Origin of the sequence: Nocardioides sp. NBC_00163 (genome assembly GCF_045206295.1) — a bacterium.
Classification (GTDB): Bacteria; Actinomycetota; Actinomycetes; order Propionibacteriales; family Nocardioidaceae; genus Nocardioides.
The window spans coordinates 4,430,494-4,457,229 of sequence record NZ_CP108155.1 but is presented as its reverse complement, the minus strand read 5'-3'; the positions used below and the strand labels follow the sequence as shown (position 1 = coordinate 4,457,229).

The following is a 26,736-nucleotide window of genomic DNA, read 5'->3' as shown; positions in this document are numbered from 1 at the left end:
GTGCGAACGCCATAGGGCTATTCCCGAAGGCCGGTCGACGGCGCGTCAACCGTGCAGGGCGCGATACGCCGACAGGGCGCCGGGGTGGAGGGGGATCCGCCCCGTCTGGATCATCGTGGCGGGCTCCAGATATTGAAGCCCTCGGACGAAGTCCGGGATCAGCAGGTCCGCACGGCTGACCATGACGTCGACGATCTCCCGCGCCACTCGGTGCGGTAGGTCGCGGCGCGCCAACAGCAGGTTGGGAACGCCGATCGTCGTGCCACCGGAGGGAGGACCGTAGTCGACCGGTGGCACCTTCCGGGTCGAGTAGCGGTAGCCGGACTGTCGTGACATCGGAGCGGCGAGCGCGCCGAGATCGATCATCCGGAGCGGCCGCTGATCCCCCGCCTTGCTGATCGTGGGCGTCGGGATCCCGCCGGACCAGAACACGGCGTCGACGTCGTCCTCGAGCAGCCGGTCCAGACCGTCGGCCAGTCCCAGGTACCTCACCGTGAGATCACGGGTCCGCAGACCAGCTGCCTCCAGGAGCACGACAGCGGTCACGGCGGCGCCGGACCCGGCGGCTCCGAGCACGACGCGCCGTCCACGAAGGTCGCCGACCTCGCGGATCGGACTGTCGTCGGTCACGAGGAGCTGCAGATAGTTCTCATAGATACGCGCCAACGCCACCGGACGCTCCGCTTCGGGCATGTCAGCGACGATCCGATCGAGGCCGTCCTCGAGGGCGAGCCCGAGCGCGGCCTCGCCGTCCCTGAGGAGACGTACGTTGTCGAGACTTCCCTCCGTCGACAGGACCGTCGGCTCCAGCCCAGGACTCACGGCACGCAGCTGATCGGCGAGCAGGCCCGCGAAGACCGCATAGGTCCCGTACTCCGTCCCGGCAGCGATCGTGACGGGCGACGTCTCGGTGCGGCATCCCGCCAAGGACGCCACCGTCGGCGCGACGGCGGCGGCGGTGACCGTTCGCACCAGCGTCCGCCTCGTCAGCTGCCCACCCAGCCAGGTCACGACGCCACCCGCAGCGAGAACTCGGCAATCGTCCCGACCGGTTCGGCGGGCCGCAGGCGTACGCGCCCGCCGTTGGCGCCGGCGAGCTCCTCGGCGATCGCCAGCCCGAGGCCGGATCCCGTCCGCTGGTCGCCGGATCGCCAGAACCGCTCGGTGGCCTGGTGCCACTCGTCGGGTTCGAGCCCGGGACCGTCGTCACGGACCCAGCCGACGACTCCGTCGGCGGTCTCGGTCGCCGAGAGCTCGACGTGGGCGCCCGGACCGGCATAGCGGATGGCGTTGTCGATGAGGACGTCGAGGATCTGGTCGAGCACCCCGGCCACCTCCACCTCTGGCAGGTCTCTCGTGACCTCCAAGGACTGCCCCGCCGCTTCCGCGGCCGGCCGCCAGGCCTCGACGCGCTCACGGATGACGGTGCCCACCACCTGGTTCGGGACCGTCACGCGTCCACCGGCACGGGCCACCCCGGCCTCCTGGGCCCGCGCCAGCGACATCAGCTGGTCGAGGAGCGTCTCCAGGCGCTCCAGCTCCTTGGTCAGACCCGCATAGGCCCGCTCACCGGTGCTGTTCACATGTGACTCCAGTCCGTCGGCTCGCAGGCGCAGCGCCGCCAGCGGGTTGCGCAGCTGATGCGACGCGTCGGCGACCAGCTGACGCTGCTGCTCCAGGGACCTGTCGACGGCCGCACCCATGCGATTGAACTCCGCCACCAGACCGCGGAGCTCCGCCGGGCCGGTAGCGAGCACATCCGCGCTGCGGTCCCCATGCGTGATCGTGCGCGCCGCTGCCTCGAGCGAGTGCACCGGACGCATGGTCCATCGCGACAGCCGCCTGGTCAGCGCCGCGGCCAGCAGCAGGAGCGCCAGCGCCCCGACCGCGATGAGCGCCCAGTCCCGCCTGACCTGTGCGGCGGCAGCCGAGGTGTCGACGCGAGTCAATGCGTACGACCTGACCTCGCCGTCCTCGCGGCCCGGAGCTCCGCGCAGCGGGTCCGCGGTGGTCCAGGGCAGGATCCGACGCATCGCGACGGGAGGCACGCCCACCAGTCCGATACGCAGCGCTCCCCTGACCGAGGCGGCACCGGTGTCGAGGTCGCCTGCGAGCGAGAGCTCCTGGCCGTCGGCGTCGACGACGAGGACCGGCTCGTCGTAGACGTCGTGGTAGCGATCGACCAGCTCTGCGACCGGCTGGCCGGAGGCCGCCGCCTCCGCGATCACCGCCATCTGCCGGTCCCGCTCGGACGCGAGCCGGGCGGTCCGCCGGTCAGCGAGCGTGGTCGCCAGCGGAAACGCCAGCGCCAGGAGCGTCCCGAGCAGGAGCAGGCCGACAACGACCTGTACCCGACGCTCCATCACCCGACTTCTCCCCTTCTCGATCAGCCGAGCCGGAAGCCGTAGCCGCGCACCGTATGCAGCGGCAGGTCCCCACCCAGCTTGCTGCGAAGCGCGGTCACGAAGAAGTCCAGCGACCGCGACTTGCCGACCGCCGGCGTACCCCACACCTGGAGCAGCAGCTCGTCGCGACTCACCGCCTCGCCCGTCCGAGCGATCAGCGCAGCCAGCAGATCGAACTCCGTAGCGGTCACCGAGACCGGGGACCCACCACGGTGAACGGTGCGCGCTGCGACGTCGACGCTCAGTTCGCCCAACGTGACCACACGCTCGGCCGGCCGCGGTTCGGCGGAGGCCATCCGGCTCCGCCGAACCAGCGCGTGGACGCGCGCGAGCAGCACCGCCCTGCCGACCGGCTTCACCAGGTAGTCGTCGGCGCCGGCACGCAGGCCGAGGACGACAGACCCGTCACTGTCACGGGCCGTGAGCACGAGCACCGGAACCGTCGAGACCCGCCGCACCGTACGCAGGAAGTCGAGCCCGTCCATGTCCGGCAGGCCGAGATCGAGCACCACGAGGTCGGCCCCGGCGATCTGGTGCAGGCCATCGTCGCCGCGGCTGCAGTGGGTCGGGGTCCACCCCACGTCCTGGAAGGCGTCCACCAACGCCTCCGCAACGCTCGGGTCGTCCTCGACCACCAGAATCCGCACGGAGCAAACCTAACGTGGTGCGGTGATCAGAGCGCGCCGGTGATGACGACGCGGACCTGATGCACTGCCAGTGCCAGGAAGGCGAGTGCGCACAGTCCCATCACGACGTTCGAGGAGATCCGGTTGCGCCATTCGCGCGGCACCCGGTCGGTGTTGAGGATCCACAGGAGCGTGATGGCGAGGAACGGCATGAAGAGCGCCCCGAGCACACCGTAGGCGAGGATCAGATAGACCGGCTGGTCCAGGAACAGGGCGATGATCGGCGGGAACGTCAACCACAGGATGTACGTGCGGTACCAGATGCCGCCGGCCATCCGCTCGGGCGCGTCCTCGGGTGCCTTCCGCACGTGACCGGCGAAGTCGGCGAACATGAGGCTGACCCCGTGCCACACCCCCACCAGCGAGCTCAGCGCGGCGGAGAGGAAGCCGATCAGGAAGATCGTTCCGGCGGCCGGGCCGTACCGATCCTCGAGGACGTTCCCGATATCGAGCATCCCCTTGTCGCCGGTGTCGACCGCGATGCCTGCCGAGTACAGCAGCTCAGCCCCGACGATGAGCGTGGAGACGACGAAGATTCCGGTCACCACGTACGCGACCGAGTTGTCGATGCGCATCACCCGCATGAACGCCGGGGTCGCCCAGCCCTTCTCACGCAGCCAGTAGCCGTACGCGGCAAGCGTGATCGTCCCGCCGACACCGCCGGCGACGCTCAGGATGTTGAGCAGCGACCCGTCCGGAATCCGAGGCACCAGGCCGGCGGCGAGGTCGGGCAGGTTCGGCACCGTGAGCGCGGCAGCGGCGACCATCGAGATGAACATCAGCAGCACCATGATGCTGAGCGCCTTCTCGAACAGTCCGTAGCGGCCGGTCCAGACCAGCGCGAGGCCGAAGAGCCCGGCGATGATGCCCCAGGCCTTCACCGACAGCACCGGCAACAGAGCGTGGGCGGCGAGCCCGGTGCCGGACATGGCGGCAGCCCCGTACACGAAGCCCCAGATGATGAGGTACGGCCCGAAGTAGGCGTGGGTCCAGCGGCCCAGGCTGCTCCAGCCCTCGTAGATCGTGCGTCCGGTCGCCAGGCTGTAGCGGCCGGCTCCCTCGACGAGCACGACCTTCATCAGGCATCCGAGCACGACGGCCCAGAGCAGCGCATAGCCGTACTTGCTGCCCGCGATCATGGTGGCGACCAGGTCGGCGGCGCCGACACCGGTCGCGGCGACGACCAGGCCGGGTCCGATCAAGCGCCAGCGAGGGACGGCCCCTGCGGACTTGTCATCGATGACAGTCATCAGTTGTAACTCCTCGGTCTTCTCCGGGTGGGGTCACCCGGACGCCCGACTATGTGACGGTCGACACAGTCACGTCCACGAGGAGAGGCCCTGAACGGGCTTTCCTTACACAACCCAATGAAATCGCGCCTCGCCCGCGGCTCACCCGAGCGTCTGGTTGCCGACGACCGTGGCCAGCGCCAGACGCTCGGCGTCCTCGGTGCCGGGTTCGGCGGTGTAGACCATGATCCGCAGGTCCTCGACGGCGACGGTCAGGGTGTCGCAGTCGAGCGCGATCCGGCCGACCGTGGGGTGGTCGATGATCTTGTGTCGCGCCGGTTCGTGGTGTCGGGACGGGTCGGTGCTCTCCCACAGGTCCGCGAAGCGGGGGCTGGCAGCGCGCAGGTCCTCGATGAGCCGTCGCAGTCGCTGGTCCCCGGGGTAGCGGGCAGTGGTGAGGCGCAGGTCGGCGACCAGACCCGCCTGCAGCGCCTCGGTCTCCGCCCGGGCGGAGACGGCTCGGCTGCTCTCGAGGACGATGTTGCGCCATACCGCGTTGCGCTCGCGGCCGCGCCAGGTCGTCGTCGCACCCATCAGCGCGTCGTACGCCTCATTGGCGATCACCAGGTTCCACGCGGCGTCGTAGACCACGACCGGGGTGTGCGCCAGCCGGTCCAGGAGACGCTGCACGCTCGGCGAGACCCGCGAGGAGATCACCTCCCTCCCGGGGGTGACGTGCCCGGCGAGACGGAACAGCACGTCGCGGTCCGCGTCCGGGAGCCGGAGCGCACGGGCGAGTGCCTCGACCACCTGCGCCGACGGCGAGGTCGCCCGGCCCTGCTCGAGCCTGGTCAGGTAGTCGACCGAGATGCCCGACAGGTGCGCGACCTCCTCGCGCCGCAGACCGGTCGCCCGGCGACGGCCGCCGGCCGGCAACCCGACGGTGGCGGGTTCCACGCGATCACGCCAACCGCGCAGCATGCGACCGAACTCCGATGACTCCACCCCACCAGTCTCCGCCACAGCGGCGCCGATGTCCTGGCCCTGCCAGTCCTACGAAAACCGGACCGCTTCCTGGACCCGCGTCCCCGGCGCAGCCTGGAGGCATGACCACAACACTGATCACCGGGGCCAACAAGGGCCTCGGCAAGGAAACCGCCCGCCGCCTTCTCGCCGCGGGGCACACCGTCTACATCGGAGCCCGTGACGAGGCCCGGGGCCGGGCCGCGGCCACCGAGCTCGGCGCCCGGTTCGTACGCATCGACGTCACCGACGACGCCTCCGTCACCTCTGCTGCCGAGCAGATCGCCGCCGACGGCGGCCTGGACGTACTCGTCAACAACGCCGGCGTGGAGCCGCGACTGGCCGACAACGCCATCCCCACCGCCGCCGACGAGAGCGTCGAGGACGTACGTGCCACCTTCGAGACCAACCTGTTCGGCGGGCTCCGGGTGACCCAGGCCTTCGTGCCGCTGCTGCTGAAGTCGCCGGCACCCGTCGTCGTCAACGTCTCCAGCGGTCTCGCCTCGCTGGGCATGCTGAGCGATCCCGACGGCTTCACCTACTTCTACCGGGGCCTGAGCTATCCGGCGTCCAAGGCCGCCGTCAACGCCGCCACCATCCAGCTCGCCAAGGCCTACCCGAGCATCCGGATCAACGCGGTCGAACCCGGCTTCACCGACACGGACCTCAACGGGCACACCGGCACCCAGAGCGTCCAGGAAGGTGCCGAGATCATCGTCCGGATGGCACAGGTCGGCCCGGACGGCCCGACCGGAACATTCGTCTCCGGCCACGGCCCGCTCCCCTACTGAGCGTCGAGCAGCGGCAGTACGTCGGCGATGGAGGAGACCACGCGGGTCGGCCGGAACGGGAACGTCTCGACCTGCTCGGGCCTGGTCGACCCGGTCTCGACGAGGATGGTGCGCATCCCGGCCTCGAGGCCGCTGATGATGTCGGTGTCCATCCGGTCGCCGATCATCACGGTCGTCTCGGAATGGGCCTCGAGCTGGTTGAGGGCGCTGCGCATCATCAGCGGGTTGGGCTTGCCGATGAAGTAGGGCGCCCGGTTGGTCGCGGCGCTGATCAGCGCGGCGACGGAGCCGGTCGCGGGCAGCGTGCCCTGCGGGCTCGGCCCGCTCGGGTCGGGGTTGGTGGCGATGAACCGCGCGCCGCCCTCGATCAGCCGGATCGCCCGGGTGATCGCCTCGAACGAGTAGGTGCGGGTCTCGCCGAGCACGACGTAGTCAGGGTCGTTCTCCGTCATCACGTAGCCGACCGCGTGCAGCGCGGTCGTCAGACCGGCCTCCCCGACGACGTACGCAGATCCATCCGGCCGCTGGTCGGCGAGGAACTGCGCGGTCGCGAGCGCCGAGGTCCAGATCGACTTCTCCGGGACGTCGAGACCGGACCGGAGCAGCCTTACCCGCAGGTCCCGTGGGGTGTAGATCGAGTTGTTGGTCAGCACCATGAACGGCACCGAGTTCTCGGTGAGCTTCGCCAGGAACTCGGCGGCGCCGGGGATCGGCTCCTCCTCACGCACGAGGACACCGTCCATGTCGGTCAGCCAGGTGTTGATGGGGCGCTCGTCGATCACGGAGACATCCTCGCCGATCGCAGCCCAACCGCCAACCGTTGTCGCCGACTACTACTTTTCCCACCGGTCAATAGTGCTTTCGGCCACCCGGGAATGGTCTTCGGCTGGATGTTCCCGTCTTCCGATCAGCGAAGACTGACACCGTCACAGCACCATCCTCGGGAGGAACAAATGAAACGCATCTCAGTACCGCTCGCGGTCGCCGTCGTCTCGCTGGCGGCCACATTGGCCCCAGGGGTCTCGCTGGCAGGTCCGGCCGCGGCACAGGCTGCGCCACCGGACACCATCAAGTGGGGCGAGTGCCCCGCCGAGATCTCTCCGGTGCCGATCCCGAAAGGGATGCAGTGCGGGACCCTGAAGGTCCCCCTGGACTACAGCGCCCCTGACGGCAAGACGATCGATATCGCGGTCTCACGGCTGGCGAGCACGAACCCCGACAAGCGACGCGGCATCCTGGTGACCAACCCCGGCGGCCCCGCCGCGGGCGAGGGCTACCCGGCGATGCTCGTCGCGACCGGGCTCCCACAGAGCGTCCGGGACAGCTACGACGTGATCGGCTTCGACCCGCGCGGGATCGGCCGCAGCACGCCGGTGACGTGCGACCTCACCGCGGAGCAACAGCTGACCGGGAACATCCCGCCGTACGCGCTCGACGCCGCTGAGGTGACCGAGCGGGCGGCCATGAGCAAGCAGATCGCCCAGCAGTGCGCGACGTCCAAGACATCCTGGATGCTGCCGCACGTCAGCCCGGCCAACACCGCACGTGACATGGATCGGATCCGGACTGCGCTGGGCGAGTCGAAGCTGTCGTACGCCGGCGCCTCCTGGGGGACCCACCTGGGCGCGGTCTACACCACCCTGTTCCCGCAGCGCAGCGACCGGATCGTGCTCGACAGCAACCTGGGCCCGGGTGGTTGGGACTACGCGAGCGACCGGCTGTGGTCGAAGGGCGTCGAGGACACTTTCCCGGCCTTCGCTAAGTTCGCTGCGGCCAACCACCGCGAGTACGGCCTGGGCAAGACACCGGCGCAGGTACGAGCGAAGTTCTTCGAGCTCGCCGAGCGGCTGGAGAAGAAGCCGATCCCGACCCCGGACGGCCCCTTCGACCAGGTCGCGTTCCGGCTGATGAACTTCGGTCTCCTGTACGGCCCGACCCAGCTGCCCCTGCTGGCGGACATCTGGCAGGCGGTCGACGCGAACCAGCCGCCGCCACCGCTGCCCGGAGGCGGCGCCGTGAGCGACGTGGACAACCTCATCTCCGGTCGCTACTACATGATCTGCAACGACGCGCGCTGGCCGTCGTCTGTGGCGACCTACCAGCGCAACGTCGCGGTCGACCGGATCAGGTACCCGCTGTTCGGTGCAGCCGGAGCCAACATCACGCCGTGCGCGTACTGGCCGGATCCCGCCGAACCGCAGGTCCGGATCACCGATCAGGGTCCGTCCAACGTCCTGATGGTGCAGAACCTTCGCGACCCGGCGACACCGCTCAAGGGGGCGCGGGATATGCGGGCGGCATTGGGCAAGCGGGCCACCATGGTGACCGCCGACCAGAGCGGCCACGGCGTCTACCCGGGCGGCAGGAACCGCTGCGCGAACCACGTGGTGACGACCTATCTGACCACGGGTGAGCGGCCGTTGCGCGACTACCACTGCTCGGCCGACGCCGCACCCCGCGCCGCGACACCCTCCGACGGCTAGTCGGCCAGGTCTCCACGCGGCCAACCATTGGGTTGGCCGGGTGGAGACCGCCGACGGCCCTGAAGCGTGGTCAGCCCTCCAGGCGAAGGTCGCCATCGGCCCGGGGTGGCAGGTTGGAAAGGGCGGCCTGGACGAGCGCGACGCGTGCCTTGACCGTGACCGCCCGGCGGAGCCGGCCGACGTCGTCACCGATGTTGCGCTCGACGGACTCGCGGATCTGCTCCTCATGGAAGGTCGGGCGACCACCGACCGGGACCTCGATGTCAGGGAGGTCGGTGAGCACCGGGAAGATCTGGGTGCCGATGCTGTCCAGGAGCTTGAAGCGCTGGAAGCGGTCGGTCTCGTCCCAGACCTTGTCGATGTCGGCACCGCCCTTGCGGAACCTCCGGCCGGAGGCCAGGACGGACTTGGCCGTCCCGGTCAGGGCCACGGTGAGCTCATGCTCGGTCAATCGCATGCGCCAAGCATGCCCGCAACCGGCCCGGACATCTCCCTCGGGCCGATTACCCTTCGATAACGCCTGCCCCAGATATCAGGCGCAGATATCAGGCGGCGTTGAAGGTCGCCGGGTCCGGGCCGGTGCGGCCCTCGCTCTCCAGGGCGTCGATCGCGGCCAGGTCGGCGTCGGTGAGGTCGAAACCGAACACGTCGAGGTTCTGCGCGATCCGCGACGGGGTCACCGACTTGGGGATGACGATCCGGCCCTGCTGGAGGTGCCAGCGAAGGATCACCTGGGCAGGAGTGCGGCCGAGGCGGTCGGCGATCGCGGTGATCGCCGGGTCCTGGAGCATCGCGCCCTGGGCGAGCGGGCTCCAGGCCTCGGTGGCGATCCCGAGCCCGTCGTCGGCAGCGACCGTCGCGCGCTGCTGAAGCGCCGGGTGCAGCTCGATCTGGTTGACCGCCGGCACCGTGCCGCCGAGCCCGACGATCCGGTCCAGGTGCTCGGGCAGGAAGTTCGAGACGCCGATCGCGCGGGTCCGCCCCGCGGCGTACAGCTCCTCGAGGCCCTGCCAGGCACCGACGTACAGGTCGCGGGCGGGGGTGGGCCAGTGGATCAGGTAGAGGTCGACCTGGTCGAGACCGAGGAGCTCGAGGCTCTTCTCGTACGCCTCGACCGGCCGCTCGTGGTCGGCGTTCCAGAGCTTCGTGGTGACGAAGAGCTCCTCGCGGGCGATGCCCGACTTCGCGAGCGCTCGGCCCACGCCGGCCTCGTTGCCGTAGACCGCCGCGGTGTCGATGCTGCGGTAGCCGGCCTCGAGCGCCGCGGTCACGGCCGCCTCGGTCTCGTCGTCGGGCACCTGGAAGACGCCGTAGCCGAGCTGCGGCATCGCGACGCCGTTGTTCAGGGTGATGTTCGGGATTGTCATGAGACTTCCTTCTCTGAGATGGGTGAGGTTCAGGCAGGGACGGGCCCGGACGTACGCCGCTCGCCCCCGGGCGCGCGGACGGCGACCAGCAGCACGAGCAGGCCGAGCGCGGTGACTCCGGCGCCCGCCCACAGCGGCGAGGTGTAGCCGAACCCGGCCGCGAGGGTCACGCCGCCGATCCAGGCGCCCAGCGCGTTGCCGAGGTTGAAGGCGCCGATGTTCGCGCCGGAGGCGAGGGTGGGGGCCTGGTCGGCGTACCCCATCACCCGCATCTGCAGGGCCGGCACCGTGCCGAAGCCGACCGCGCCCATCAGGACCAGGGCGACGACGGTCAGCACCTGGCTGCTGGCGACGAGGGCGAAGGCGGCGAGGATGACGGTCAGCGCGCTCAGCAGCACACCGAGGGTCTTGACCACGTCTCGGTCGGCGGCCCGGGCGCCCACGATGTTGCCGAAGAAGAGGCCGACACCGAAGAGGACGAGCAGCCACGGGACCGCGCCCGCGGAGAAGCCGCTGACCTCGGTCAGGGTGAAGGCGATGTAGGTGAACCCGCCGAACATGCCGCCGAAGCCGAGCACGGTCAGGGCGATCGAGAACCAGACCTGCGGGCTGGCGAAGGCGGCCAGCTCGGTGCGTACGGCCGGGGCGGCCGCCTCGCTGCGACCGGTGTGGGCCGGGACCAGGAGGGCGATGCCGATGAAGGCGATGATGCCGATGACCGTGATCGCCCAGAAGGTCGAGCGCCAGCCGGCGGCCTGGCCGAGCAGGGTGCCGAGAGGTACGCCGAGGACGTTGGCCAGAGTGAGGCCGCCGAACATGAAGGCGATCGCGCTGGCCTTGCGCTCCGGAGCGACCAGCTGGGCGGCGACGACGGCGCCGATGCCGAAGAAGGCGCCGTGGCACAGAGCCGCGACGATCCGGCCGACCATCATCGTGGCGTAGTCGGGCGACATCGCGGAGATCAGGTTGCCGAGGATGAACAGCACCATCAGGCCGAGCAGGGCGATCTTGCGGGGCACCCGGGTGAGCAGGAGGGTCAGGCCGACGGCGCCGATCGCGACGCTGAGGGCGTAGCCGGAGATGAGGTAGCCGGCGGTGGTCTCGCTGACCCCGAAGTCGGTGGAGACCTCGGGCAGCAGGCCCATGATGACGAACTCGGTGAGGCCGATGCCGAACCCTCCGATCGCGAGGGCTAGCAGTGCGACGGGCATGGATGACTCCTGAACGTGGACGGGTTGCGTCTGTCGATAGTCCGCGTGCGCAGTAGTTGCACACGCTTCGTATTTATAGTTGCACGCGCGCACTATCCGCGCAACTCGGGTATGCTTGAGGTGTCCACGAAGGAGGACCCATGGGAATCGCTGACGACGCCGTCGAGATCCGCGCACAGGGCTGGCGCACGCTGGCGGCCGTGCACGGCCTGATCGAGGCCGCGCTCGAGAAGGCGCTGCAGCGCGAGCACGGGCTGTCGGTCGTCGAGTTCACCGTCCTCGACGCGCTCAGCCGTCAGGACGGCTGGCACATGCGCATGCAGCAGCTGGCGCGCGCGGCGGCCCTCTCCTCCTCGGCCACGACCCGCCTGGTCACGCGCCTGGAGAACCGCGACCTCCTCACCCGGATCCTCTGTGCCGACGACCGCCGAGGGATCTACACCGAGCTCACGCCAGCCGGACGCGCCCTGCTGAAGAAGGCCCGTCCGCTGCACGACGAGGTGCTGCGTACGGCACTGGACGAGGCCGCCGAGATCCCCGAGCTCGCGCCGCTCGTGCACGCGCTCGGGTCGTTGTCGCCGGTCTGATCGTCAGGCGAGCCAGCCGTTGCGGCGAGCGGTGAGGGCCGCCTCGGTCTTGTTGCGGGTGCCGGTCTTGCCGATCGCGGCCGAGAGATAGTTGCGCACGGTGCTCGGTGAGAGGAAGAGCCGTCCGGCGATGTCGGCGATGCTCGATCCGTCCTCGGAGGCGGCGAGCACGTCGCGCTCGCGCGCGGTCAGCGGGTTCGGAGCGGCGCGGAGCGTGGCGGCGGCCAGGGCGGGGTCGAGGACCGTCTCGCCGTGCAGCACCCGGCGGATCGCGTCGGCCAGCTCCTCGACCGGCCCGTCCTTGACCAGGAAGCCGACGGCCCCCGCAGCCATCGCCTGGCGCACGTAGCCGGGCCGGGAGAACGTCGTCAGGATCATCACCCGGCACTCCGGGATCCTCGCGGTCAGCTCGCCCGCGGCCTCGAGCCCGCTGATCCCGGGCAGCTCGATGTCGAGCAGGGCCACATCGGGGCGCACCTCGAGCGCCGTCGGCACGATCTCGGTGCCGGTCCCGACCTGGGCGACCACCTCGAGGTCGTCCTCGAGCCCGAGCAGCACGGCGAGCGCGCCGCGCATCATCGCCTGGTCCTCGGCGAGCAGGATGCGGATCACGATGCCGGCACCCTCGCCTCGAGGCGGAACCCGTCGGCCCCAGGACGTACGTCGAGGCGACCGTCGACCGCATGCAACCGCTGCCGCAGGCCCTCGAGCCCACCCGGCCTCTCGCTCGTGTCCACCGGACCACCGATTCCGTCGTCGACCACGGCGAGTCGGAACTGGCCGCCGTCCTCGGTGAGCTCGAAGCGGCAGCTGGCCGCGCCGGAGTGCCGGAGCACGTTCGTGGCGCCCTCGCGCACGACCCAGGCGAGCGCCTGGCCGGCGATGTCGGGAACCTCGGCGGGGGCAGCGGCGACCGACGTACGGATCCCGGCGGCGTCGAGCGCGCGACGTGCGCCGTCGAGCTCGTCGGCCAGGGAGAGCGTCTTCATCTGGTCGACGGCGGCCCGGACATCGGCCAGGGCTGCGCGCCCGACCTCCTCGATGTCGGCCGCGTGCGCGGCGGCTGCCTCGGGGTCACGAGCCGTCAGGCGGCGTACGGCCTCGGCCTTGACGACCATCACGCTCAGCGTGTGGCCGAGCAGGTCGTGGAGGTCGCGCGACATCCGGGCGCGCTCCTCGGCGACCGCCGTCCGGGCGAGCTCCTCCCGGGTGCGGCGGAGCTGCTCGACCGCTTCGACGAGGCGGAGGAACGAGGTGGTCGTCACGCCGCTGAGGAAGACGCCGCCGACGCTGAGCAGATAGGCGTCGCCGATGCCCTCGATCACCGCGATCGAGACCGCGACGCCGACCGTGGCCGCGACGATCGCCACCAGCAGGCGCCAGCCTCGCAGGACCGCCGGGGAGACGATGGCCAGCACTCCCCAGACCGTCTGCCAGCCCTCGCCCTGAATGGCGGCAAGCACGATCAGGGCGACGAGGGCGGGCAGCAGAACCGGGACGCGGCCGGTGACCACGAGCCCGACCGCGGTCGCCGCGAGGGCCAGCACCAGGACCACCTGGCCGGCGGCCGGCAACGCCTCGCCGGAGAGGTTGAGCAGCGGGAAGAGCAGCAGCACCGGCAGCCACACCAGCACCACGCCGTGGCGCTGGAGGTGACACCACAACCCGGACACGTCCGTCACCTTATCGCCGCCGCAGGCCGGCGATGACCACAACGGCGACCACGACATGCAGGCTCGCGAGGCCCAGCCCCGCGGCCACGGTGAGCGCGCTGGTCGGTGTGATCAGGGAGAGCACGGCGATCGCGACGGCGAGCATCGTCCATCGCCGCGTCCCGCGCTCGGAACGGCCCTCCCACCAGCGCAGCAGCGCCCCGCCGGCCAGTGCGATCAGCAGGCTGCTGACGATCACCGACCCGACCCCGATCTGCTGGCTGCCGGCGCCCGACTTCACCTCCAGCTCGACTCCCCCGGCCGCGGTCCACAGCAGCCACACGGCGGTCGCCGCCACGGCCGCGATGGCCGCCGTCCCCGCGATCCGCGGCCACCCCGCCCGGGTGCGCTGCGCGGTCTCGTTCGTCACGGTTGTCATGCCTGTCCTCCGTCTCCACCACCCACCGTGGGTGGTGTCTCCAGACTCGCGCTCGGAGGCACCCGGACGTCAGATCTGAATGTCCGGACCCGACGGTGACAATTGTCAGTGGTGGATGTGCCTATCGTGGAGGCATGCGCATCGCCATCGTCGGCGGCCACGGCAAGGTCGCCCTGCATCTCCATCCGATCCTCGCGGCCGCGGGCCACACCCCGGTCGCACTCGTACGCAGCGAGAGCTACCGAGCCGAGCTCGAAGGGCTCGGAGCCGAGGTTGGCCTGCTCGACATCGAGAACCAGGACGCCGACGGGTTCGCCGCCGCCTTCGCCGGCTGCGACGCGGTGGTCTTCGCCGCCGGCGGCGGCCCCGACGGCAACATCGAGCGCAAGCGCACCGTCGACCTGGAGGGCTCCACCAAGTCGATCGCGGGCGCCAAGGCCGCCGGCATCCGGCGCTTCGTGCAGGTCTCGGCGATCGGCGTCGACGAGCCGGTCCCGGCCGACGCGGGCGAGGTGTGGAAGGCCTACGTCGAGGCCAAGCGCGACGCCGACATCGCCCTGCGCGACAGCGATCTCGCCTGGACCATCCTGCGTCCCGGCGGCCTCACCGACGAGCCCGCCACCGGGCGGGTGAAGCTGGCCGAGAAGCTCGACCGCCACACCATCCCGCGTGCCGACGTGGCCGCGGTCATCGCCGCCGTGATCGACGACGACGCCACCGTCGGCAGGCAGTGGGAGCTGGTCTCCGGCGATGCCTCGATCGACGAGGCCATCGCCGCCGTCCTCTGACCTGGGCGCTGAATCAGCGGAGACCCAGCAAGCCCTTGACATACGCCGCCTGGCCGATGTGCTGGGCGGCGTCGTCGACGACGCTGACCAGCCTCACCGCGAGGGTGACGGGCGGGTCCCAGCGCTCGTCGATGACGCGGGCGAGGTCGTCCTCGCTCAACGTGTCGACCAGCTCGATCGTGGCCTCGTGGACCGCCTGGTAGTAGCCGGTCAGCAGGGCCTGGTCCTCGAGCCGGAAGGCCGCGACCTCCTCGGCACTCTGCCCGTAGCCCATCGCGCCGGGCGCGTACGGCAGTGCGAACCGCTCAACCCAGCCGTCGCGCGCCCACACCTCGTCGGCGCCGGCGAGCGGCGCGATCTGGGCGTCCTCCATCCGGGCGATGTGCCACAGGATCCAGGCGATCGAGTTCGCCCGGTCGTAGGGCCGCCACAGCAGGTCGCCGACCGGTAGGCCGTCGACGATCGAAGGAAGGGTCTCCGCGATCCGGCCGAAGCCGTCCGCGAGCAGTCGCTGGGGCCAGGTTTCGCTCATGCCTTCCGTTCTACACCTCGGAGGGTCGACACCGTCCCGCTTCGCCAAGGCGTGCCGTGGTCCCAGCGCGTTTTCCCGCCATGGCGGGATTCTGTGCGCGCTGGTCGCCCTGATCCGGGCCGCACTTTCCCGCCATGGCGGGATTCTGCGCCCCCGAACGCGCAGGCGAATCAGGCCAGCGGCGGTAGGTGACTTTGCGCCTCGTTCCACATGCGGGTCACGACGTCGGCGGCCGGCTCGGCCACCGCGCGCGCCGCGGCCTGGCCGGCCCAGTGGTTGGCCCGGTCCAAGGTCACCTCTGCAGCGGGGTCGGGCGTTCCCTTGCGCCACCGGGCGACCAGGCGTCGCTGGTGCGGGTAGGGCGCGGGCGAAGGCGCACCCGGCGCCTCCCAGGAGCGCACATACGGAGTCGGCGCGGCGCGGCCGAGGCGGCCCGAGTAGGCCCGGGTGGCGACGGTGTCCTCCGGCGCAAGGCCGTCGAGCGAGGCCGCCCAGGCGTCGGCGATCGCGGTCTCCGGCGAACGCAGCAGCGCGGTGCCGACCTGCACGGCACTCGCACCGAGGGTCAGCGCGGCGGCGACGGCACGTCCGTCGGCGATCGCGCCGGTGGCGATGACCGGCACGTCGACACCGTCGACGATGTGCGGCAGCAGCGCGAACAGCCCTACGGCCGTACGCTCCGCCGTCTCCGGCTCGAAGACACCTCGGTGCCCGCCGGCCTCGAGACCCTGCGCCACGATGGCGTCGGCACCGGCCTCCTGCGCGGCGATCGCCTCGGCCAGGGTCGTGGCGCACGCGAACCAGGCGATCCCGGCCTCGTGCAGGCGGTCGACGTAGTCCGGCGAGAAGAGGCCCATGATCGAGGAGACGGCCCTCGGCCGGGCGGCGAGCATCGCCTCGCACTGCTCCTCGAACGACGGCGCGGGCGACTGCTCGGGGCCCGGCGTACCGAACCGGGTCAGGAACTCCGCCGCCGCCGAGATCCTCGCCGGGTCGTCATCGGCCGGGTCGGGGATCCAGATGTTCAGCTGGAACGGACCCGTCGACAGCGACCGGAACTCGGCGGCCCACTCCGCGACCCGCTCCGGCGGGTCGAGCACCACCCCCGCCGCGCCCATCCCGCCGGCATCGGCGACCGCGGCCGCCGCCGCGGGCGGACAGGCACCCGCCATCGGCGCCTGAAGGATCGGCATCGAGAGGCCGTACGCCTCGCAGAACTCCTGAGCACGTCGTCGAGCGGTCACCCGGCCAGGCTAGTCTTTGACCAGCCCGTCGCGACCCCAGCGGGGCGTCGGACCCGGGTCGCCGAGGTCGGTCCCCGGCGGTTCCTGGGAGACGTCCTTGGCGATGGCGGTGCCCCAGTCGAAGTAGGCCATCAGCGTCTTGTGCAGGTCTGGCCGGTCGGCCAGGACCTCCTCGATCGCGGCCTGCATGAGCTCGAGCCAGCGCTGCCGGTGCTCCTCGAGGATCCCGAGGCCGAGGTGGACCTTGAGCAGGGCCTGATGGCCGCCGAGCCTGGCGGTGAAGTCGGCCGGGCCACCGAAGATCTCGCCGAGCCAGATCGCCACCCGCTCGACATGGGTGGGCGTGAAGTTCGCGAACACCGGCGCGAGGAGCTCGTCGGCAAGCACCCTCTCGTAGAACGCGTCGCTCAGCCGGCGCAGCGCGGGCTCGCCGCCGAGGTCGTCGTACAAGGTCATGCCTCACCATCACGTGCGGCACCGAGATACGCAACGAAATACTTGTGGCGGTATGGGGACCCGCGCGGCAGGATCGACCCATGCGCACACTCATCTACTCCGCCTTCGTGTCCATCGACGGCGTCGTCGACTCCCCCGGCGGCGGCTCCGAATACGAGCAGCACCGCAGCGGCGGCTGGACCTACAAGGACATCGAGTTCCTGCCGGAGGCCTACGCGATCAAGGGCAGCGAGATGGAGGAGGCCGGCGCGATGATGTTCGGCCGGCGCAGCTATGAGGCGTTCGCGCCGATCTGGCCCGACATCGAGGACTTCACGGTGGTCAAGGACATCCCGAAGTACGTCGTCTCGACCTCCCTCGGCGACGACGCCCTGGTCGAGGGTTGGGGTCCGCAGACCATCGTGAGGTCGCTGGACGAGGTCGAGAAGCTCAAGCAGGGCGACGGCGGCCCGATCCTGATCGCCGGCAGCGCCGAGCTCGCCCGCAACCTCGCCGACGCCGGCCTGATCGACCGCTACAACCTGCTCGTCTTCCCCGTCGTCCTCGGCGCCGGCAAGTCGATGTGGAGCGAGACCGACAAGGACAAGCAGCGGCTCGCGCTGGTCGAGTCGGAGACCTACGCCAACGGCATCATCAAGCTCGTCTACGACGTCGTCCGCTAGGGGCTGTTTCGGAATGCGGCGCCGAGCCAGACGCCGTCCAGCGCGTGGCCTGGCCAGGCGCCGCCTCGAAGGCATACCGGGTGTCTGTCGAGAGGCGGCAACGCCGCCAGGGCGCGTGCTGGGCGGCGTATGGCCGGCGCTTCCGCATTCGGAAACAGGCCCTAGCGCCGGTCAGGGGCAGCGCGCGTAGAGACGACGCGACCCGGTTCCGTACGCCGTCGGATCGGTGAACGCGCAGCCGTAGTCGGGTGCGGCGACGGCTGCCCGGTCGAGCACGTCGTCGCCCGCCGGACGGTCCCCGTGCTCGACCCACTCGACGAGGTCGCCCCAGGCGGCCGAGGCCTCGGCGGGGCTGAACTCGCAGTGCCCGGCCGAGCGGATCGCGCGCTGCACGACCAGACCGCCGCGGTGGTGGCGCTTCACCTCGCGCAGATAGATCTGCTCCAGCGAGAACGGCACGAACATGTCGCCGAGGTTGTGCAGGCTCACCACCGGGGCGGTAGGACGGCCGGAGATCCGCGACGGGGCGTTGAGCCGGTGGCTGTAGCGCCCGGCCGGGTCGGTGGGGTCCGCCCGCTCGATCTCGGTGTTGAGGTCGACCGGCGAGCTCGGCGTGTAGTCGGTGTTCCGGTTGGTCGCCACGCGGCCGATGTTGAAGCCCAGCGTGCCACCGTCGTCGACCGACGGCAGCGTGAAGAGGAAGTCCTTCCACTGCCCGAAGGCCGCCACCGCGCCCGGCCGCGGACCGCCGCTGCGCTCGATGGTCATCGCCCGCAGCTGCTCGCCCTCCGGGGTCAGGGTGCCGCCGAGCCCGAGCCGCTCCTTGATCACCGGGACGTCGACGCTCTGATAGTCCTTGGTGTAGGGGTAGGCGTCGTGCCCCGCGAGCGCCTGCGCACCGAGGTTGTAGTCGACGAAGAAGTCGAAGAGCTCCACGTCCCCCAGCTGCCCGCACATCGGCATCGCGCCGTCGTAGAAGCCCGGATACTGCTCCAGCGAGCGCCCGATCACGTGCCCGCCCATCGACACCCCGGTCACATAGGTGCGGGTCGCCTTGCGCGGCAGCAGCTTGGAGGCGTACGTCGCCAGGTCCCGGGTCGAGCGCACCCCGGCTCCCACGTCGTAGCCGTTGGTCGAGTAGCTCGACGCCGCCCACGCGTAGCCCTGCTCGAGGAACGTACGCCGCAGCCCGAACCCCGGCGTCTCGGGCGTCAGCGTGTAGCTGAGCCCGCGGTAGCCGTGGGCCCACATCACCAGCTCGCCGTTCCAGTCCGCCGGCACCTCCAGGATGTACGCGGCGTGCTCGTGCACGCCCTGGCGCACCGTCGTCCCCTGGCCACCGACGACGATCGGCGCGACCGGCGGGTTGCTGATCGTGTAGCCGGGAAGCGGCTGGTCACCGGGTGGTTCGGGGTCGGCGAGCGCCGTGCCGGTCGAGGCGACCAGAGCGGAAGCGGTCAGGAGCAGGGCGAGGAGAGCGGCTGACGCACGAGGCATGCCCCCGAGGATAGGGTGCTCTTGTGACTCACGTCACAGAAACTGGAGAGAGACCTCGCTGCTCAGCCCGGAACGCTTCCGGCGTACCAGCGCTGCACCTTGATCCGACCGACTCGCACCGAACCGTCGCCGATCCTCGCGGCCGTCGGGGTGAACCGGTTGGCGGGGCCGCGGTAGGACTTGGTGCACCTGGTGACGTACGAGGAGTTGTTCACGCTGGTCTCGGTACTGAACGCCTGCGGCTGGAGGTTCACGGTTCCGCGTCCCCTGAGCGTCACGCAGTAGCGGTACCTGACGTTCGCCGCGGTGCTGAAGGCAGGACGCAGCGTGGTCCACGACCTCGAGCTGAGCACCTTGTTCACACTCCGGTCCGAGATGGTTCCCCACCCCGCCGCCTGCGACGAGGACGTGCTCATCGCCACGAGTGCCGAGCCCATCACGAGTCCGGCCACCACGACGGCAAGAAGCTTTCGAGCAGTGCGCTGAGCAACAGTGTTCAACGGTCTTTCCTTCGGTTGAGATACGAGCCGGCCGAACGATGGCCGGAGGTCGAGCGGACGCTATCTCCGCGCCGGCTCCGGACGTTCCCGTACCTTTCCCGTACCTCAGCGCCCGGTGACCCTCCGGATCGCGCCGAACGCTGCCCGACCGACGCCCTTGATGCCTGCCGCGATGAACGTCGTCCAGTCGAAGTAGTCGCGCCAGAGCACGATCTTGCCGTCGCGCACCTCGAAGGTGCCGCACACCCAGAACTCGGCCGAGACCGAGCCTCGACTGAGGACGTCGATGCGCTCGGTGAGCACCACCGGGCCGTTGGCCGCGATGTTGATCATCCGGACCTCGAAGCCGGTCGTGTACTTCCCCATCACCCGCAGCTGGCGACCGACCTCGGAGAGGCCACGCGCAGGTGGAAGAGGAACGTTCTGGTAGGTGACGTCGTCCGAGCACAGCAGCAGCGCAGCGTCGACCTCTCCGGTCTCGAGCGCGGCCAGGAACTGCTCGACGATCTGGATCTCGGTCATGCCGCCTACGTTATCGCCGATCAGGGCTCCCACGGCTGCGCTGCAGACAATCCTGGGCTCAAAACGACACAGTCCTGTCGATGCAGCGCCGGGTTGTCGAGAAGCTCCTCGACGGCGACCCGGCCACCCGGCACCCGTCGCAGCGCGACTGAGTCCTTCTCCTTCACGAACACGTCGCGCGTCCTGGCCAGCTCGGCGAGGTAGCCGCGGTCCATGTGCTCGATCTCGAGCATCAGCGCCCAGTGGGCCGTATCGGCCAGCGACCGCGCCGCGCCGTCGACGACCTCGCGCTCGAAGCCCTCGACGTCCACCTTCACGCAGAACGAGCGCCCCGACCCACCGAGCACCTCGTCGAGCGTGGTGACCTCGACGTCGCGGAGCTGCCAGCGGGCCGAGCCGTCATGGCGCTCGTCGTACAGCGACGACGTCCCCGACCAGGTCCGGTCGACCGCGAACCGCGCGGCGCCGGGCTTGTCGGCGACCGCCTGCGCGCGCAGGTCGATGGTGATCCCGCGGGTCTCGAGCGTCTTTCGCAGGACCTTGTGCAGCGAGGTGTTCGGCTCGAACCCGATCAGTTCGACTCCCTCGGGGATGTCCGCCCCGACGAGCATCTCGCCGTAGTTCACACCGATGTCGATCACGGTCTGCCACTCGTGCAGCCCGAGCGCCAACCGCCACAGCTCGAGCGAGCCGCGGATGATCCGACCCTTGTTGGCGATCAGGCCCAGAGCCCGCGGATCCGTCGGCCTCACATAGATCCGATACCCGTCCTCGGTCGTCGCGTACGCCATCTCGAGCACCTTCGCCTAGGGATCTTCCGGCCCAGCCGCCATTGGCTGTCGCCGAACCCTAAAGTGCCTACGGAAACGCCAGCCGAACCTTGGGCGACGCGGATCGGGCCGCGCGCAACTCGAGGCAGGGTCAGGAGATCTTCTCGACCAGGTTCGCCGCGTACTCCTGGACGGTGTTGCCGTCCTGGAACTGCTCTCCGTCGAGCAGGACGGTCGGAGTGCCCTGGACGCCGTCATCAGCGGCGGCCTTGGTGGCGGCGTCGGCCCAGGCCTTGCCGTCGAGGCTCTCGATGCGGTCCTTGACGGCGGACTCCTCGGCACCGGCCTCGACGGCCAGGTCGACGAGATCGGCAGCGTCGGGGAACGGGCCGGACTCGCTGGGCTGGTTCTCGAAGAGCAGGTCGTGGAAGGTCTTGGCGACGTCGTCGCCGGCCTCCTCCTGGACGACCGCGAAGGCCGAGGTGGCGAGCTCGGAGTAGGGGCCGACCTGGTCGAGGAGCACGAACGGGCGGTAGTCGACCTGGACCTTGCCGTCGGCGGCGAGCTCGGCGAGGTCATCGCGGGACGCGGCCTCGAACTCGGCGCAGTAGGGGCACAGGAAGTCCTCGTAGATGACGACCTTGTGCGGCGCGTCGTCAGGTCCGATCACCAGGCCGTGCTCGCTGCTGCCGGCCTCCACCGCGGTGACCTTGTCGTCGCCGGAGCGGCTCACGCTGAACCAGACGAGGCCACCGATGATCACCGCGATGGCGACGACGACCGCCGCGACGGTGAGGATCGACTTGCGGGCCTGCTTCTTGCGCAGAGCCTCCAGCTCCGCGGCGGCCTTGGCAGCGCGTGCCTCACGCTTGTCCTTGCGCGAGGGGCTGCTGGCTGAATCCGTGCTCATGAGGCCAACATAGGTCGGTCTCCTGAGCGCAGGCTGAAACCACGCCATGGGAACCGTTATCACATCGTCGCCTATCCCTCCGCGAAGCCGTTGACCAGCGGCGTTATGGTGCTCCGGTGGCTTCACTGAACGAACGTCTGGTCTGGATCGACTGCGAGATGACCGGGCTGTCCCTCGAGCACGATGCGCTCATCGAGGTGGCAGCCCTCGTCACCGACTTCGATCTCAACGTGCTCGGCGACGGGGTCGACATCATCATCAAGCCTCCGGCCGAGGCGCTGGAGCAGATGGACGACTTCGTACGCGACATGCACACCAAGTCCGGCCTGCTGGTCGAGCTCGAGAACGGTGTGCCGATGCGGGAGGCGGAGGAGCAGGTCCTGGCGTACGTCTGGGAGCACTGCGGCAAGGACTCCCGGCCGCCGCTGGGTGGCAACACGGTGGCCACCGACCGCAACTTCCTGGCCCGCGACATGCCCGAGCTGGAGGGGTTCCTCCACTACCGCAACGTCGACGTCTCCTCGATCAAGGAGCTGTCGCGACGCTGGTTCCCGCGGGCCTACTTCTCGGCTCCTCCCAAGCGCGGCAACCACCGCGCCCTGGCCGACATCCAGGAGTCGATCGAGGAGCTTCGCTACTACCGCGAGGCGGTCTTCGTGCCGATGCCCGGCCCGGACTCCGAGGTGGCGAAGGAGATCGCCGGCCGGCACGGAGCCTCGATCACCGGCCTCGGCGACCCGGCGGCCACCCCCGATTCCACAGATCCGGTCTGATTCCCCTATGATTCTTGCTGGCTCGGACATGCGCTGTTCGAGCCGATGGTGGGCGTAGCTCAGCTGGTAGAGCATCGCGTTGTGGTCGCGAGGGTCGCGGGTTCAAGCCCCGTCGCTCACCCCATCAGAACGGCCCGTCCGAGAGGACGGGCCGTTTGCCATTTCAGACTCCGCACCCATCGTCAGCCAAGCCCCTTCGCACGTTCCCGGAGCGCGTCGCGGACCAACTGCGCAGGTCGGTCGAGAGGTGAGTCGGCCCTGTAGACGATCTCGGAGACGATCCTGCCCTCCCCCTGGATCGGCACCCACGCTCCGGCAGTCGCGACCCCTGGCAGGTTCGCGGGTACTCCGACACCTACACCGATCCCCGCGTCAACCATGGTGACAATGTGATAGATGCTGGACACCTCTGCGACCACATTCGCCGTGGGCAGCCCGGCAGCGAGACCTTCGCCCAACGTGGTGTCTCGACGCATCGAAATGAGCGGCCAGGGAGCGATCTCGTGCCACGACACCGAACTTCGGTCGTACAACTCATGCCCTGGCAAGACATAGATAGCCATGGGAGTGACCGCGACCGCCTCCCTGCGAAGCTGACCTGACACGGTCCCGCCGAGAGAGCTCAACACAGCGAGATCGAGGAGTCCTCGGGTGACGCGGTCGAGGATGTCACCGGAAGGGCCGTCAATGACCTGGACCCGGACGCCCATGTGCTGGGACCTGATCTCGGCGACGACCGGTGTGAGCAAGAGCGCCGCCAGGATCGGGTTGGCGCCCACGCGCACCCTCCCGACGAGGCGGTGGGAGTAGGTAGAGGCTGCGTCGAGCAGCGCACGTTGCGCGGCAATGAGCTCCTCAGCTCGCGGCAACAGAGCAGCGCCCGCCGACGTGAGCACGACGCCCTGACGGGTCCGCCGGAGGAGGTGCGTATCGAGTTCCTCTTCTAGGGCAGTGATCTGCTCACCCAAGACTGACTGAGTGACCTGGAGCCGGTTGGCGGCGGCGCGCAGCGACCCGGCACGGACCGCTTCAACGAAGTAGATCGCTCGCTCGACTCGCACGTGAAACTCCCATTTCGTGAGCGGTTTTCCCGGACACCCATGATCGCACAGGGCCTCTTCCCCAGCGACGAAGTGCGCCCCAGAGTGGTGGTTGTCCACATTGGCATGACCATCAACGGAGAACACGTGTCTTCTGCACCCCTAAACGGCGTTCGAGTCCTCGACGTGTCGACCGTGCTCGCGGCGCCGCTCAGCTGCGCCCTGCTCGGAGAGCTCGGCGCGGACGTGGTCAAGGTCGAGCACCCGGCCGGCGGTGATCCCACCCGGAGCTATCCGCCCCTACATGACGGCGTGTCCGTCGCCTGGGAGCAGTTCGGTCGCGGCAAGCGGAGCGTCGCTCTGGACCTGCACGAACCCGAGGGTGTCGCGCTGCTTCATGAGCTGATCCGTACGTGTGAGGTCGTCGTGACAAACTTCCGGGCGCCGACCGCGAACCGTTTCGGCCTGGACTTCGAAACAGTCAGCGCGTTGCGACCCGGCATCGTCATGTTCCATCTGACCGCCTTCGGTCGTACCGGTCCTTACGCCGACCGGCCGGGCTTCGCCCGAGTCGTCGAGGCATTCGCCGGCCTGACCCACCGCACCGGCGACGCGGAAGGGCCACCGCGGTTCTCCGGCTACCCCATCGCCGACGGCGTCGGGGGAATCTACGGTGCGTTCAGCATCCTCGCCGCCATGCGACAGCGCGACCTCACCGGTGAGGCGCAACTGGTCGACCTCGGGTTGTACGAGCCGATGCTACGCATGATGGAGGACTTCATCGGGACCTACGGCGCGACCGGGGTGAGTGCCGGACGGATCGGCAACGGCAACCCGGCGGTAGTGCCGAACGGGCTCTTTCCCACCGCCGACCGACGCTGGGTGGTACTGCCCGCCTCCACCGACGGCATGTGGCGCCGCCTGCTGCGTGTCATGGACCGGCCCGACCTGGAGTCGTTCGACACGATGGCGGCCAGAGTCGATCATCGTGACCTCATCGACGACGCTGTCGCTCGGTTCACCGCGAGCTATCCGTTGGACGACCTGCTTGCTGTCCTGCACGAGGCCGGGATCGCGGCCGCGCCGGTCAATACGGCCGAAGACATCGTGGCCGACCCCCATGTCCAGGCTCGCGGGTCGATCCTGCGTGTTCAGGCCCGAGACGGCAGCGACGCCATGATCGTCGGGCCGGCCGGACGGTACTCGGGTTTCGACTTCGCCCAGCGCTGCCCTGCGCCAGCACTGGGCGAGCACACCGACGAGGTGCTGGCCCAGTTGAAGGGCGTGACCACCGCCGACATCCACGGGCTTCGTGCGCGAGGCGTCATCCGATGACGCTGACCATGCCCTGCCGCCGCACCGCCCGAGGAGAGGACCCCATGCCCATCATCGCCATGCACACCACCACGAGGAGCCACCGATGACGAACGCCGATGTCTCCATCATCGGACTCGCGGTCCTGTTGACACTCTCACTCGTGCCGCGCGCCCACCTGGGGCTGGCGGCCTTTCCAGCCGCCTTCATCGTCGCCGGAATCACCGGCGTCGACGCCGACGACTTCGCCACCTTCTTCCCGTCGGGGTTCTTCACCCTGATCGTGGGCGTCATGGCGCTCTTCGCGATCATCCAGATGACTGGCGCGATGGACGCCATCCTCTCCGTGGCTCGGCGCCTGGCCGGGGGAAAGGTGGTTCTCCTACCAGTCGTCGCCTTCGCCGTCGGCGCGCTGCTTGCTTGCATCGGCACTCTCCCGGTCGCGGCCATCGCAATCGCGGCGCCGCTCACCATGGGGATGGCCAAGACCTACCGCCTGCCGCAGTTCCTGATGGCGGCCTCCATGCTGAACGGCATCCTATGCGGCCTCTTCTCGCCGATCGCCGTGTTCGGGCTGACATCCAACGCGGAGATCGACAAGCTCGGGATCGACATGCCGAGCTTCAGCAACGTGGCGCTCACCCTCATCCCTTTGGCGATCGGCGTCGCCCTGACTGCGATCTTGATGTTCGTCTATCGCCACCGGCTACGCGAGTGCGCGGCCCAGACCAGCTCAGTCCGAGTGGATGCCGACCAGGACCAGCGACGCGGTGGACGCCCGGCCATGATCGGCGCTCTTGTGGCACTCGCGCTGCTCGTCATCGCCGGCGTGGGCTTCGATCTCAACATGGGCTACGTAGGCTTCCTTCTGGCCTTCGTCCTGATGATGGCGTTCAAGCTGGAGTCGCGCGACATCATCGACCGCGTCCCATGGGGTGCCGTGGTTCTCATCTGCGGGCTCCTGACCTATCTGGGCCTCATGGAACACCTGGGAGCCTTCAAACGACTCGGCGAGCTGCTCACTATCGGTGACAGTGCGGTACTGGGGCTGCTCGTACTGTGTTACATCGCCGCGATCACCTCCTTCCTCGCCAACTCCATCGCCGTGATCGTCACGGTCCTGCCGCTTCTACCGCCACTGATCGACGCCGGGGTCAACCCGCTCGGCGCGGTCTTGGCCGTGCTGCTCTCGGCGGTCCTGGTCGACCTGAACCCGATCGGCGCGACCGGCGGGCTTGTTCTCGGAGCTACCACCGCGGACAGTCGGCAGCGGCTCTTCCGTCAGATGCTCGCCTGGGGCCTGGGAGCCGTCGCGATGGCGCCGGTCACGATGTGGGCGTTGTTCGGCCTGTGGTGAACTCGCACCCGCACTCGTCCGAGTCGGGCGAGGATCTGCCTGACTACCGGTTCCTGCTCGCCAACGAACGCACCCTGCTCGCGTGGATCCGCACGAGCCTGGCCATGTCCGCCGCCGGCGCCGGTGTGGTGATTCTCAGCGCGACCGAACACCTGCCGTATGCGGCGGTCTGGAGCGCGGCGACGCTCGGAGCGGTTGGGGGCCTTCTCGCCGTCGATGCCACCATTCGCTGGCGCCGGTCGTCCAGCGCGATCTGCGCCGGCGCGCCGTTGCCGCCCCTCGGACTTCGGAGCGTGGTGCTCGCCGCCGCGGCGGTCATGGCGTGCTGCTGTCCGGCGTTGTTCGCGCTTCTCGGGGAGTGAGGGAACCATGGTCAACAATCGTCCGGCGCCGCAGGACCCGAGCCTCGCGCGCGAGCGAACCGCGATGTCGCGTACGCGTACTGCGCTGACCGCGATCGTCCTCGCGACGATAGTGTGTCGGGCGGCCCAGAGTCAG

General features: G+C 69.6%; 30 protein-coding genes and 1 tRNA gene. 10 read left to right on the top strand and 21 right to left on the bottom strand.

Annotation, left to right across the window (positions count from 1 at the left end):
* Positions 1-45: 45 nt before the first annotated feature.
* The 5 genes from OG801_RS21290 to OG801_RS21270 all read right to left on the bottom strand — a co-directional run bounded on the left by OG801_RS21290 (position 46) and on the right by OG801_RS21270 (position 5,277).
* Positions 46-972 carry a TAXI family TRAP transporter solute-binding subunit gene (locus tag OG801_RS21290; RefSeq protein ID WP_406031173.1) on the bottom strand — a complete coding sequence of 309 codons (927 nt, stop codon included), beginning with the start codon at positions 970-972 and terminating at the stop codon, positions 46-48.
* A 35-nt stretch (positions 973-1,007) separates the two neighbouring features.
* Entirely contained in the window at positions 1,008-2,363 is a 1,356-nt protein-coding gene (locus OG801_RS21285; RefSeq protein WP_406031171.1) for a sensor histidine kinase, read from the bottom strand.
* Between the two features lie 23 nt (positions 2,364-2,386).
* The gene (locus OG801_RS21280) at positions 2,387-3,052 is read right to left on the bottom strand and encodes a response regulator transcription factor (protein WP_406031169.1); all 666 of its coding nucleotides are present in this window, start codon (positions 3,050-3,052) and stop codon (positions 2,387-2,389) included.
* Between the two features lie 26 nt (positions 3,053-3,078).
* Entirely contained in the window at positions 3,079-4,341 is a 1,263-nt protein-coding gene (locus tag OG801_RS21275; RefSeq protein ID WP_406031167.1) for an Nramp family divalent metal transporter, read from the bottom strand.
* Positions 4,342-4,482: 141 nt separating this feature from the next.
* Positions 4,483-5,277, bottom strand: coding sequence for a helix-turn-helix transcriptional regulator (locus tag OG801_RS21270; protein WP_406031165.1), 795 nt, complete (start codon positions 5,275-5,277; stop codon positions 4,483-4,485).
* Positions 5,278-5,426: 149 nt separating this feature from the next.
* Between OG801_RS21270 and OG801_RS21265 the strand changes: the two genes are divergently transcribed.
* Complete coding sequence (locus OG801_RS21265; protein WP_406031163.1) at positions 5,427-6,134, top strand: SDR family NAD(P)-dependent oxidoreductase; 708 nt, start codon at positions 5,427-5,429, stop codon at positions 6,132-6,134.
* Here the strand turns inward: OG801_RS21265 and OG801_RS21260 are convergent.
* The gene (locus OG801_RS21260; RefSeq protein WP_355018299.1) at positions 6,128-6,877 is read right to left on the bottom strand and encodes an HAD-IIA family hydrolase; all 750 of its coding nucleotides are present in this window, start codon (positions 6,875-6,877) and stop codon (positions 6,128-6,130) included. The genes OG801_RS21265 and OG801_RS21260 overlap by 7 nt on opposite strands.
* Before the next feature lie 210 nt (positions 6,878-7,087).
* On the opposite strand from OG801_RS21260, the gene OG801_RS21255 reads away from it, so the two are divergent.
* Positions 7,088-8,617: an alpha/beta hydrolase gene (locus OG801_RS21255; protein WP_406031161.1), complete on the top strand. Its 1,530-nt coding sequence runs from the start codon at positions 7,088-7,090 to the stop codon at positions 8,615-8,617.
* A 70-nt stretch (positions 8,618-8,687) separates the two neighbouring features.
* On the opposite strand, the gene OG801_RS21250 is transcribed toward OG801_RS21255, so the two are convergent.
* From OG801_RS21250 to OG801_RS21240, 3 genes are all read right to left on the bottom strand, one after another.
* Positions 8,688-9,074, bottom strand: coding sequence for a hypothetical protein (locus tag OG801_RS21250; RefSeq protein ID WP_406031159.1), 387 nt, complete (start codon positions 9,072-9,074; stop codon positions 8,688-8,690).
* An 88-nt stretch (positions 9,075-9,162) separates the two neighbouring features.
* A complete protein-coding gene (locus OG801_RS21245; RefSeq protein ID WP_406031157.1) occupies positions 9,163-9,984 on the bottom strand; it encodes an aldo/keto reductase in 822 nt (273 codons plus the stop codon).
* Between the two features lie 29 nt (positions 9,985-10,013).
* Positions 10,014-11,195 (bottom strand): MFS transporter, encoded by a 1,182-nt coding sequence (locus tag OG801_RS21240; protein WP_406031155.1) that lies wholly within the window; start codon positions 11,193-11,195, stop codon positions 10,014-10,016.
* Positions 11,196-11,335: 140 nt separating this feature from the next.
* Between OG801_RS21240 and OG801_RS21235 the strand changes: the two genes are divergently transcribed.
* Positions 11,336-11,782, top strand: a complete 447-nt coding sequence (locus OG801_RS21235; RefSeq protein ID WP_355018243.1) for a MarR family transcriptional regulator — start codon at positions 11,336-11,338, stop codon at positions 11,780-11,782.
* A gap of 3 nt (positions 11,783-11,785) precedes the next feature.
* Here the strand turns inward: OG801_RS21235 and OG801_RS21230 are convergent, their stop codons facing one another.
* The 3 genes from OG801_RS21230 to OG801_RS21220 are packed head-to-tail and all read right to left on the bottom strand — an operon-like array spanning position 11,786 to position 13,873.
* A complete protein-coding gene (locus tag OG801_RS21230) occupies positions 11,786-12,361 on the bottom strand; it encodes a DNA-binding response regulator (protein ID WP_406036292.1) in 576 nt (191 codons plus the stop codon).
* Positions 12,362-12,390: 29 nt separating this feature from the next.
* Positions 12,391-13,455, bottom strand: coding sequence for a sensor histidine kinase (locus tag OG801_RS21225; RefSeq protein WP_406031153.1), 1,065 nt, complete (start codon positions 13,453-13,455; stop codon positions 12,391-12,393).
* Positions 13,456-13,465: 10 nt separating this feature from the next.
* Positions 13,466-13,873, bottom strand: coding sequence for a DUF6069 family protein (locus tag OG801_RS21220; RefSeq protein ID WP_406031151.1), 408 nt, complete (start codon positions 13,871-13,873; stop codon positions 13,466-13,468).
* Positions 13,874-14,007: 134 nt separating this feature from the next.
* On the opposite strand from OG801_RS21220, the gene OG801_RS21215 reads away from it, so the two are divergent.
* A complete protein-coding gene (locus OG801_RS21215) occupies positions 14,008-14,661 on the top strand; it encodes an SDR family oxidoreductase (protein WP_406031149.1) in 654 nt (217 codons plus the stop codon).
* A 13-nt stretch (positions 14,662-14,674) separates the two neighbouring features.
* Here OG801_RS21215 and OG801_RS21210 read toward each other — a convergent pair whose 3' ends face one another.
* The 3 genes from OG801_RS21210 to OG801_RS21200 form a co-directional block, all read right to left on the bottom strand.
* A complete protein-coding gene (locus tag OG801_RS21210; RefSeq protein WP_406031147.1) occupies positions 14,675-15,193 on the bottom strand; it encodes a DUF664 domain-containing protein in 519 nt (172 codons plus the stop codon).
* 170 nt (positions 15,194-15,363) lie between these two features.
* Positions 15,364-16,437: an NAD(P)H-dependent flavin oxidoreductase gene (locus OG801_RS21205; protein ID WP_406031145.1), complete on the bottom strand. Its 1,074-nt coding sequence runs from the start codon at positions 16,435-16,437 to the stop codon at positions 15,364-15,366.
* A gap of 9 nt (positions 16,438-16,446) precedes the next feature.
* Positions 16,447-16,893 carry a group II truncated hemoglobin gene (locus OG801_RS21200; RefSeq protein ID WP_406031143.1) on the bottom strand — a complete coding sequence of 149 codons (447 nt, stop codon included), beginning with the start codon at positions 16,891-16,893 and terminating at the stop codon, positions 16,447-16,449.
* A gap of 80 nt (positions 16,894-16,973) precedes the next feature.
* On the opposite strand from OG801_RS21200, the gene OG801_RS21195 reads away from it, so the two are divergent.
* Complete coding sequence (locus tag OG801_RS21195; protein WP_406031141.1) at positions 16,974-17,555, top strand: dihydrofolate reductase family protein; 582 nt, start codon at positions 16,974-16,976, stop codon at positions 17,553-17,555.
* A gap of 171 nt (positions 17,556-17,726) precedes the next feature.
* Here OG801_RS21195 and OG801_RS21190 read toward each other — a convergent pair whose 3' ends face one another.
* From OG801_RS21190 to OG801_RS21170, 5 genes are all read right to left on the bottom strand, one after another.
* Positions 17,727-19,052 carry a hypothetical protein gene (locus OG801_RS21190; RefSeq protein ID WP_406031139.1) on the bottom strand — a complete coding sequence of 442 codons (1,326 nt, stop codon included), beginning with the start codon at positions 19,050-19,052 and terminating at the stop codon, positions 17,727-17,729.
* A gap of 62 nt (positions 19,053-19,114) precedes the next feature.
* Positions 19,115-19,552: a hypothetical protein gene (locus OG801_RS21185; RefSeq protein ID WP_406031138.1), complete on the bottom strand. Its 438-nt coding sequence runs from the start codon at positions 19,550-19,552 to the stop codon at positions 19,115-19,117.
* A 105-nt stretch (positions 19,553-19,657) separates the two neighbouring features.
* Positions 19,658-20,074: a limonene-1,2-epoxide hydrolase family protein gene (locus tag OG801_RS21180; protein WP_355018254.1), complete on the bottom strand. Its 417-nt coding sequence runs from the start codon at positions 20,072-20,074 to the stop codon at positions 19,658-19,660.
* A 20-nt stretch (positions 20,075-20,094) separates the two neighbouring features.
* Positions 20,095-20,865 carry an FkbM family methyltransferase gene (locus OG801_RS21175; RefSeq protein WP_406031135.1) on the bottom strand — a complete coding sequence of 257 codons (771 nt, stop codon included), beginning with the start codon at positions 20,863-20,865 and terminating at the stop codon, positions 20,095-20,097.
* A 130-nt stretch (positions 20,866-20,995) separates the two neighbouring features.
* Complete coding sequence (locus tag OG801_RS21170; RefSeq protein ID WP_355018256.1) at positions 20,996-21,754, bottom strand: thioredoxin domain-containing protein; 759 nt, start codon at positions 21,752-21,754, stop codon at positions 20,996-20,998.
* Positions 21,755-21,912: 158 nt separating this feature from the next.
* Here OG801_RS21170 and orn point away from each other — a divergent pair, with 158 nt between their 5' ends.
* Positions 21,913-22,527 carry an oligoribonuclease gene (orn, locus tag OG801_RS21165; RefSeq protein ID WP_406036291.1) on the top strand — a complete coding sequence of 205 codons (615 nt, stop codon included), beginning with the start codon at positions 21,913-21,915 and terminating at the stop codon, positions 22,525-22,527.
* Positions 22,528-22,575: 48 nt separating this feature from the next.
* Positions 22,576-22,651: transfer RNA gene (locus OG801_RS21160), tRNA-His, on the top strand.
* 58 nt (positions 22,652-22,709) lie between these two features.
* Here OG801_RS21160 and OG801_RS21155 read toward each other — a convergent pair.
* Complete coding sequence (locus OG801_RS21155; protein WP_355018257.1) at positions 22,710-23,588, bottom strand: LysR family transcriptional regulator; 879 nt, start codon at positions 23,586-23,588, stop codon at positions 22,710-22,712.
* Between the two features lie 165 nt (positions 23,589-23,753).
* On the opposite strand from OG801_RS21155, the gene OG801_RS21150 reads away from it, so the two are divergent.
* From OG801_RS21150 to OG801_RS21140, 3 genes are all read left to right on the top strand, one after another.
* Positions 23,754-24,902 carry a CaiB/BaiF CoA transferase family protein gene (locus OG801_RS21150; protein ID WP_406031133.1) on the top strand — a complete coding sequence of 383 codons (1,149 nt, stop codon included), beginning with the start codon at positions 23,754-23,756 and terminating at the stop codon, positions 24,900-24,902.
* Between the two features lie 85 nt (positions 24,903-24,987).
* On the top strand, positions 24,988-26,238 hold the full coding sequence (locus tag OG801_RS21145) for an SLC13 family permease (RefSeq protein WP_406031131.1): 1,251 nt from the start codon (positions 24,988-24,990) through the stop codon (positions 26,236-26,238).
* Positions 26,232-26,600: a YidH family protein gene (locus tag OG801_RS21140; protein ID WP_406031129.1), complete on the top strand. Its 369-nt coding sequence runs from the start codon at positions 26,232-26,234 to the stop codon at positions 26,598-26,600. Before OG801_RS21145 ends, OG801_RS21140 begins: the two co-directional genes overlap by 7 nt.
* Positions 26,601-26,736: the final 136 nt, after the last annotated feature.

Excerpts from the sequence above, each read along its gene's own strand:
- OG801_RS21285 (WP_406031171.1), bottom strand. The coding sequence starts at position 2,363 with ATGGAGCGTCGGGTACAGGTCGTTGTCGGCCTGCTCCTGCTCGGGACG.
- OG801_RS21275 (WP_406031167.1), bottom strand. The coding sequence starts at position 4,341 with ATGACTGTCATCGATGACAAGTCCGCAGGGGCCGTCCCTCGCTGGCGC.
- OG801_RS21265 (WP_406031163.1), top strand. The coding sequence starts at position 5,427 with ATGACCACAACACTGATCACCGGGGCCAACAAGGGCCTCGGCAAGGAA.
- OG801_RS21260 (WP_355018299.1), bottom strand. The coding sequence starts at position 6,877 with ATGGACGGTGTCCTCGTGCGTGAGGAGGAGCCGATCCCCGGCGCCGCC.
- OG801_RS21255 (WP_406031161.1), top strand. The coding sequence starts at position 7,088 with ATGAAACGCATCTCAGTACCGCTCGCGGTCGCCGTCGTCTCGCTGGCG.
- OG801_RS21250 (WP_406031159.1), bottom strand. The coding sequence starts at position 9,074 with ATGCGATTGACCGAGCATGAGCTCACCGTGGCCCTGACCGGGACGGCC.
- OG801_RS21245 (WP_406031157.1), bottom strand. The coding sequence starts at position 9,984 with ATGACAATCCCGAACATCACCCTGAACAACGGCGTCGCGATGCCGCAG.
- OG801_RS21240 (WP_406031155.1), bottom strand. The coding sequence starts at position 11,195 with ATGCCCGTCGCACTGCTAGCCCTCGCGATCGGAGGGTTCGGCATCGGC.
- OG801_RS21235 (WP_355018243.1), top strand. The coding sequence starts at position 11,336 with ATGGGAATCGCTGACGACGCCGTCGAGATCCGCGCACAGGGCTGGCGC.
- OG801_RS21230 (WP_406036292.1), bottom strand. The coding sequence starts at position 12,361 with ATGATGCGCGGCGCGCTCGCCGTGCTGCTCGGGCTCGAGGACGACCTC.
- OG801_RS21220 (WP_406031151.1), bottom strand. The coding sequence starts at position 13,873 with ATGACAACCGTGACGAACGAGACCGCGCAGCGCACCCGGGCGGGGTGG.
- OG801_RS21215 (WP_406031149.1), top strand. The coding sequence starts at position 14,008 with ATGCGCATCGCCATCGTCGGCGGCCACGGCAAGGTCGCCCTGCATCTC.
- OG801_RS21210 (WP_406031147.1), bottom strand. The coding sequence starts at position 15,193 with ATGAGCGAAACCTGGCCCCAGCGACTGCTCGCGGACGGCTTCGGCCGG.
- OG801_RS21200 (WP_406031143.1), bottom strand. The coding sequence starts at position 16,893 with ATGACCTTGTACGACGACCTCGGCGGCGAGCCCGCGCTGCGCCGGCTG.
- OG801_RS21195 (WP_406031141.1), top strand. The coding sequence starts at position 16,974 with ATGCGCACACTCATCTACTCCGCCTTCGTGTCCATCGACGGCGTCGTC.
- OG801_RS21190 (WP_406031139.1), bottom strand. The coding sequence starts at position 19,052 with ATGCCTCGTGCGTCAGCCGCTCTCCTCGCCCTGCTCCTGACCGCTTCC.
- OG801_RS21180 (WP_355018254.1), bottom strand. The coding sequence starts at position 20,074 with ATGACCGAGATCCAGATCGTCGAGCAGTTCCTGGCCGCGCTCGAGACC.
- OG801_RS21175 (WP_406031135.1), bottom strand. The coding sequence starts at position 20,865 with ATGGCGTACGCGACGACCGAGGACGGGTATCGGATCTATGTGAGGCCG.
- OG801_RS21170 (WP_355018256.1), bottom strand. The coding sequence starts at position 21,754 with ATGAGCACGGATTCAGCCAGCAGCCCCTCGCGCAAGGACAAGCGTGAG.
- orn (WP_406036291.1), top strand. The coding sequence starts at position 21,913 with ATGACCGGGCTGTCCCTCGAGCACGATGCGCTCATCGAGGTGGCAGCC.
- OG801_RS21145 (WP_406031131.1), top strand. The coding sequence starts at position 24,988 with ATGACGAACGCCGATGTCTCCATCATCGGACTCGCGGTCCTGTTGACA.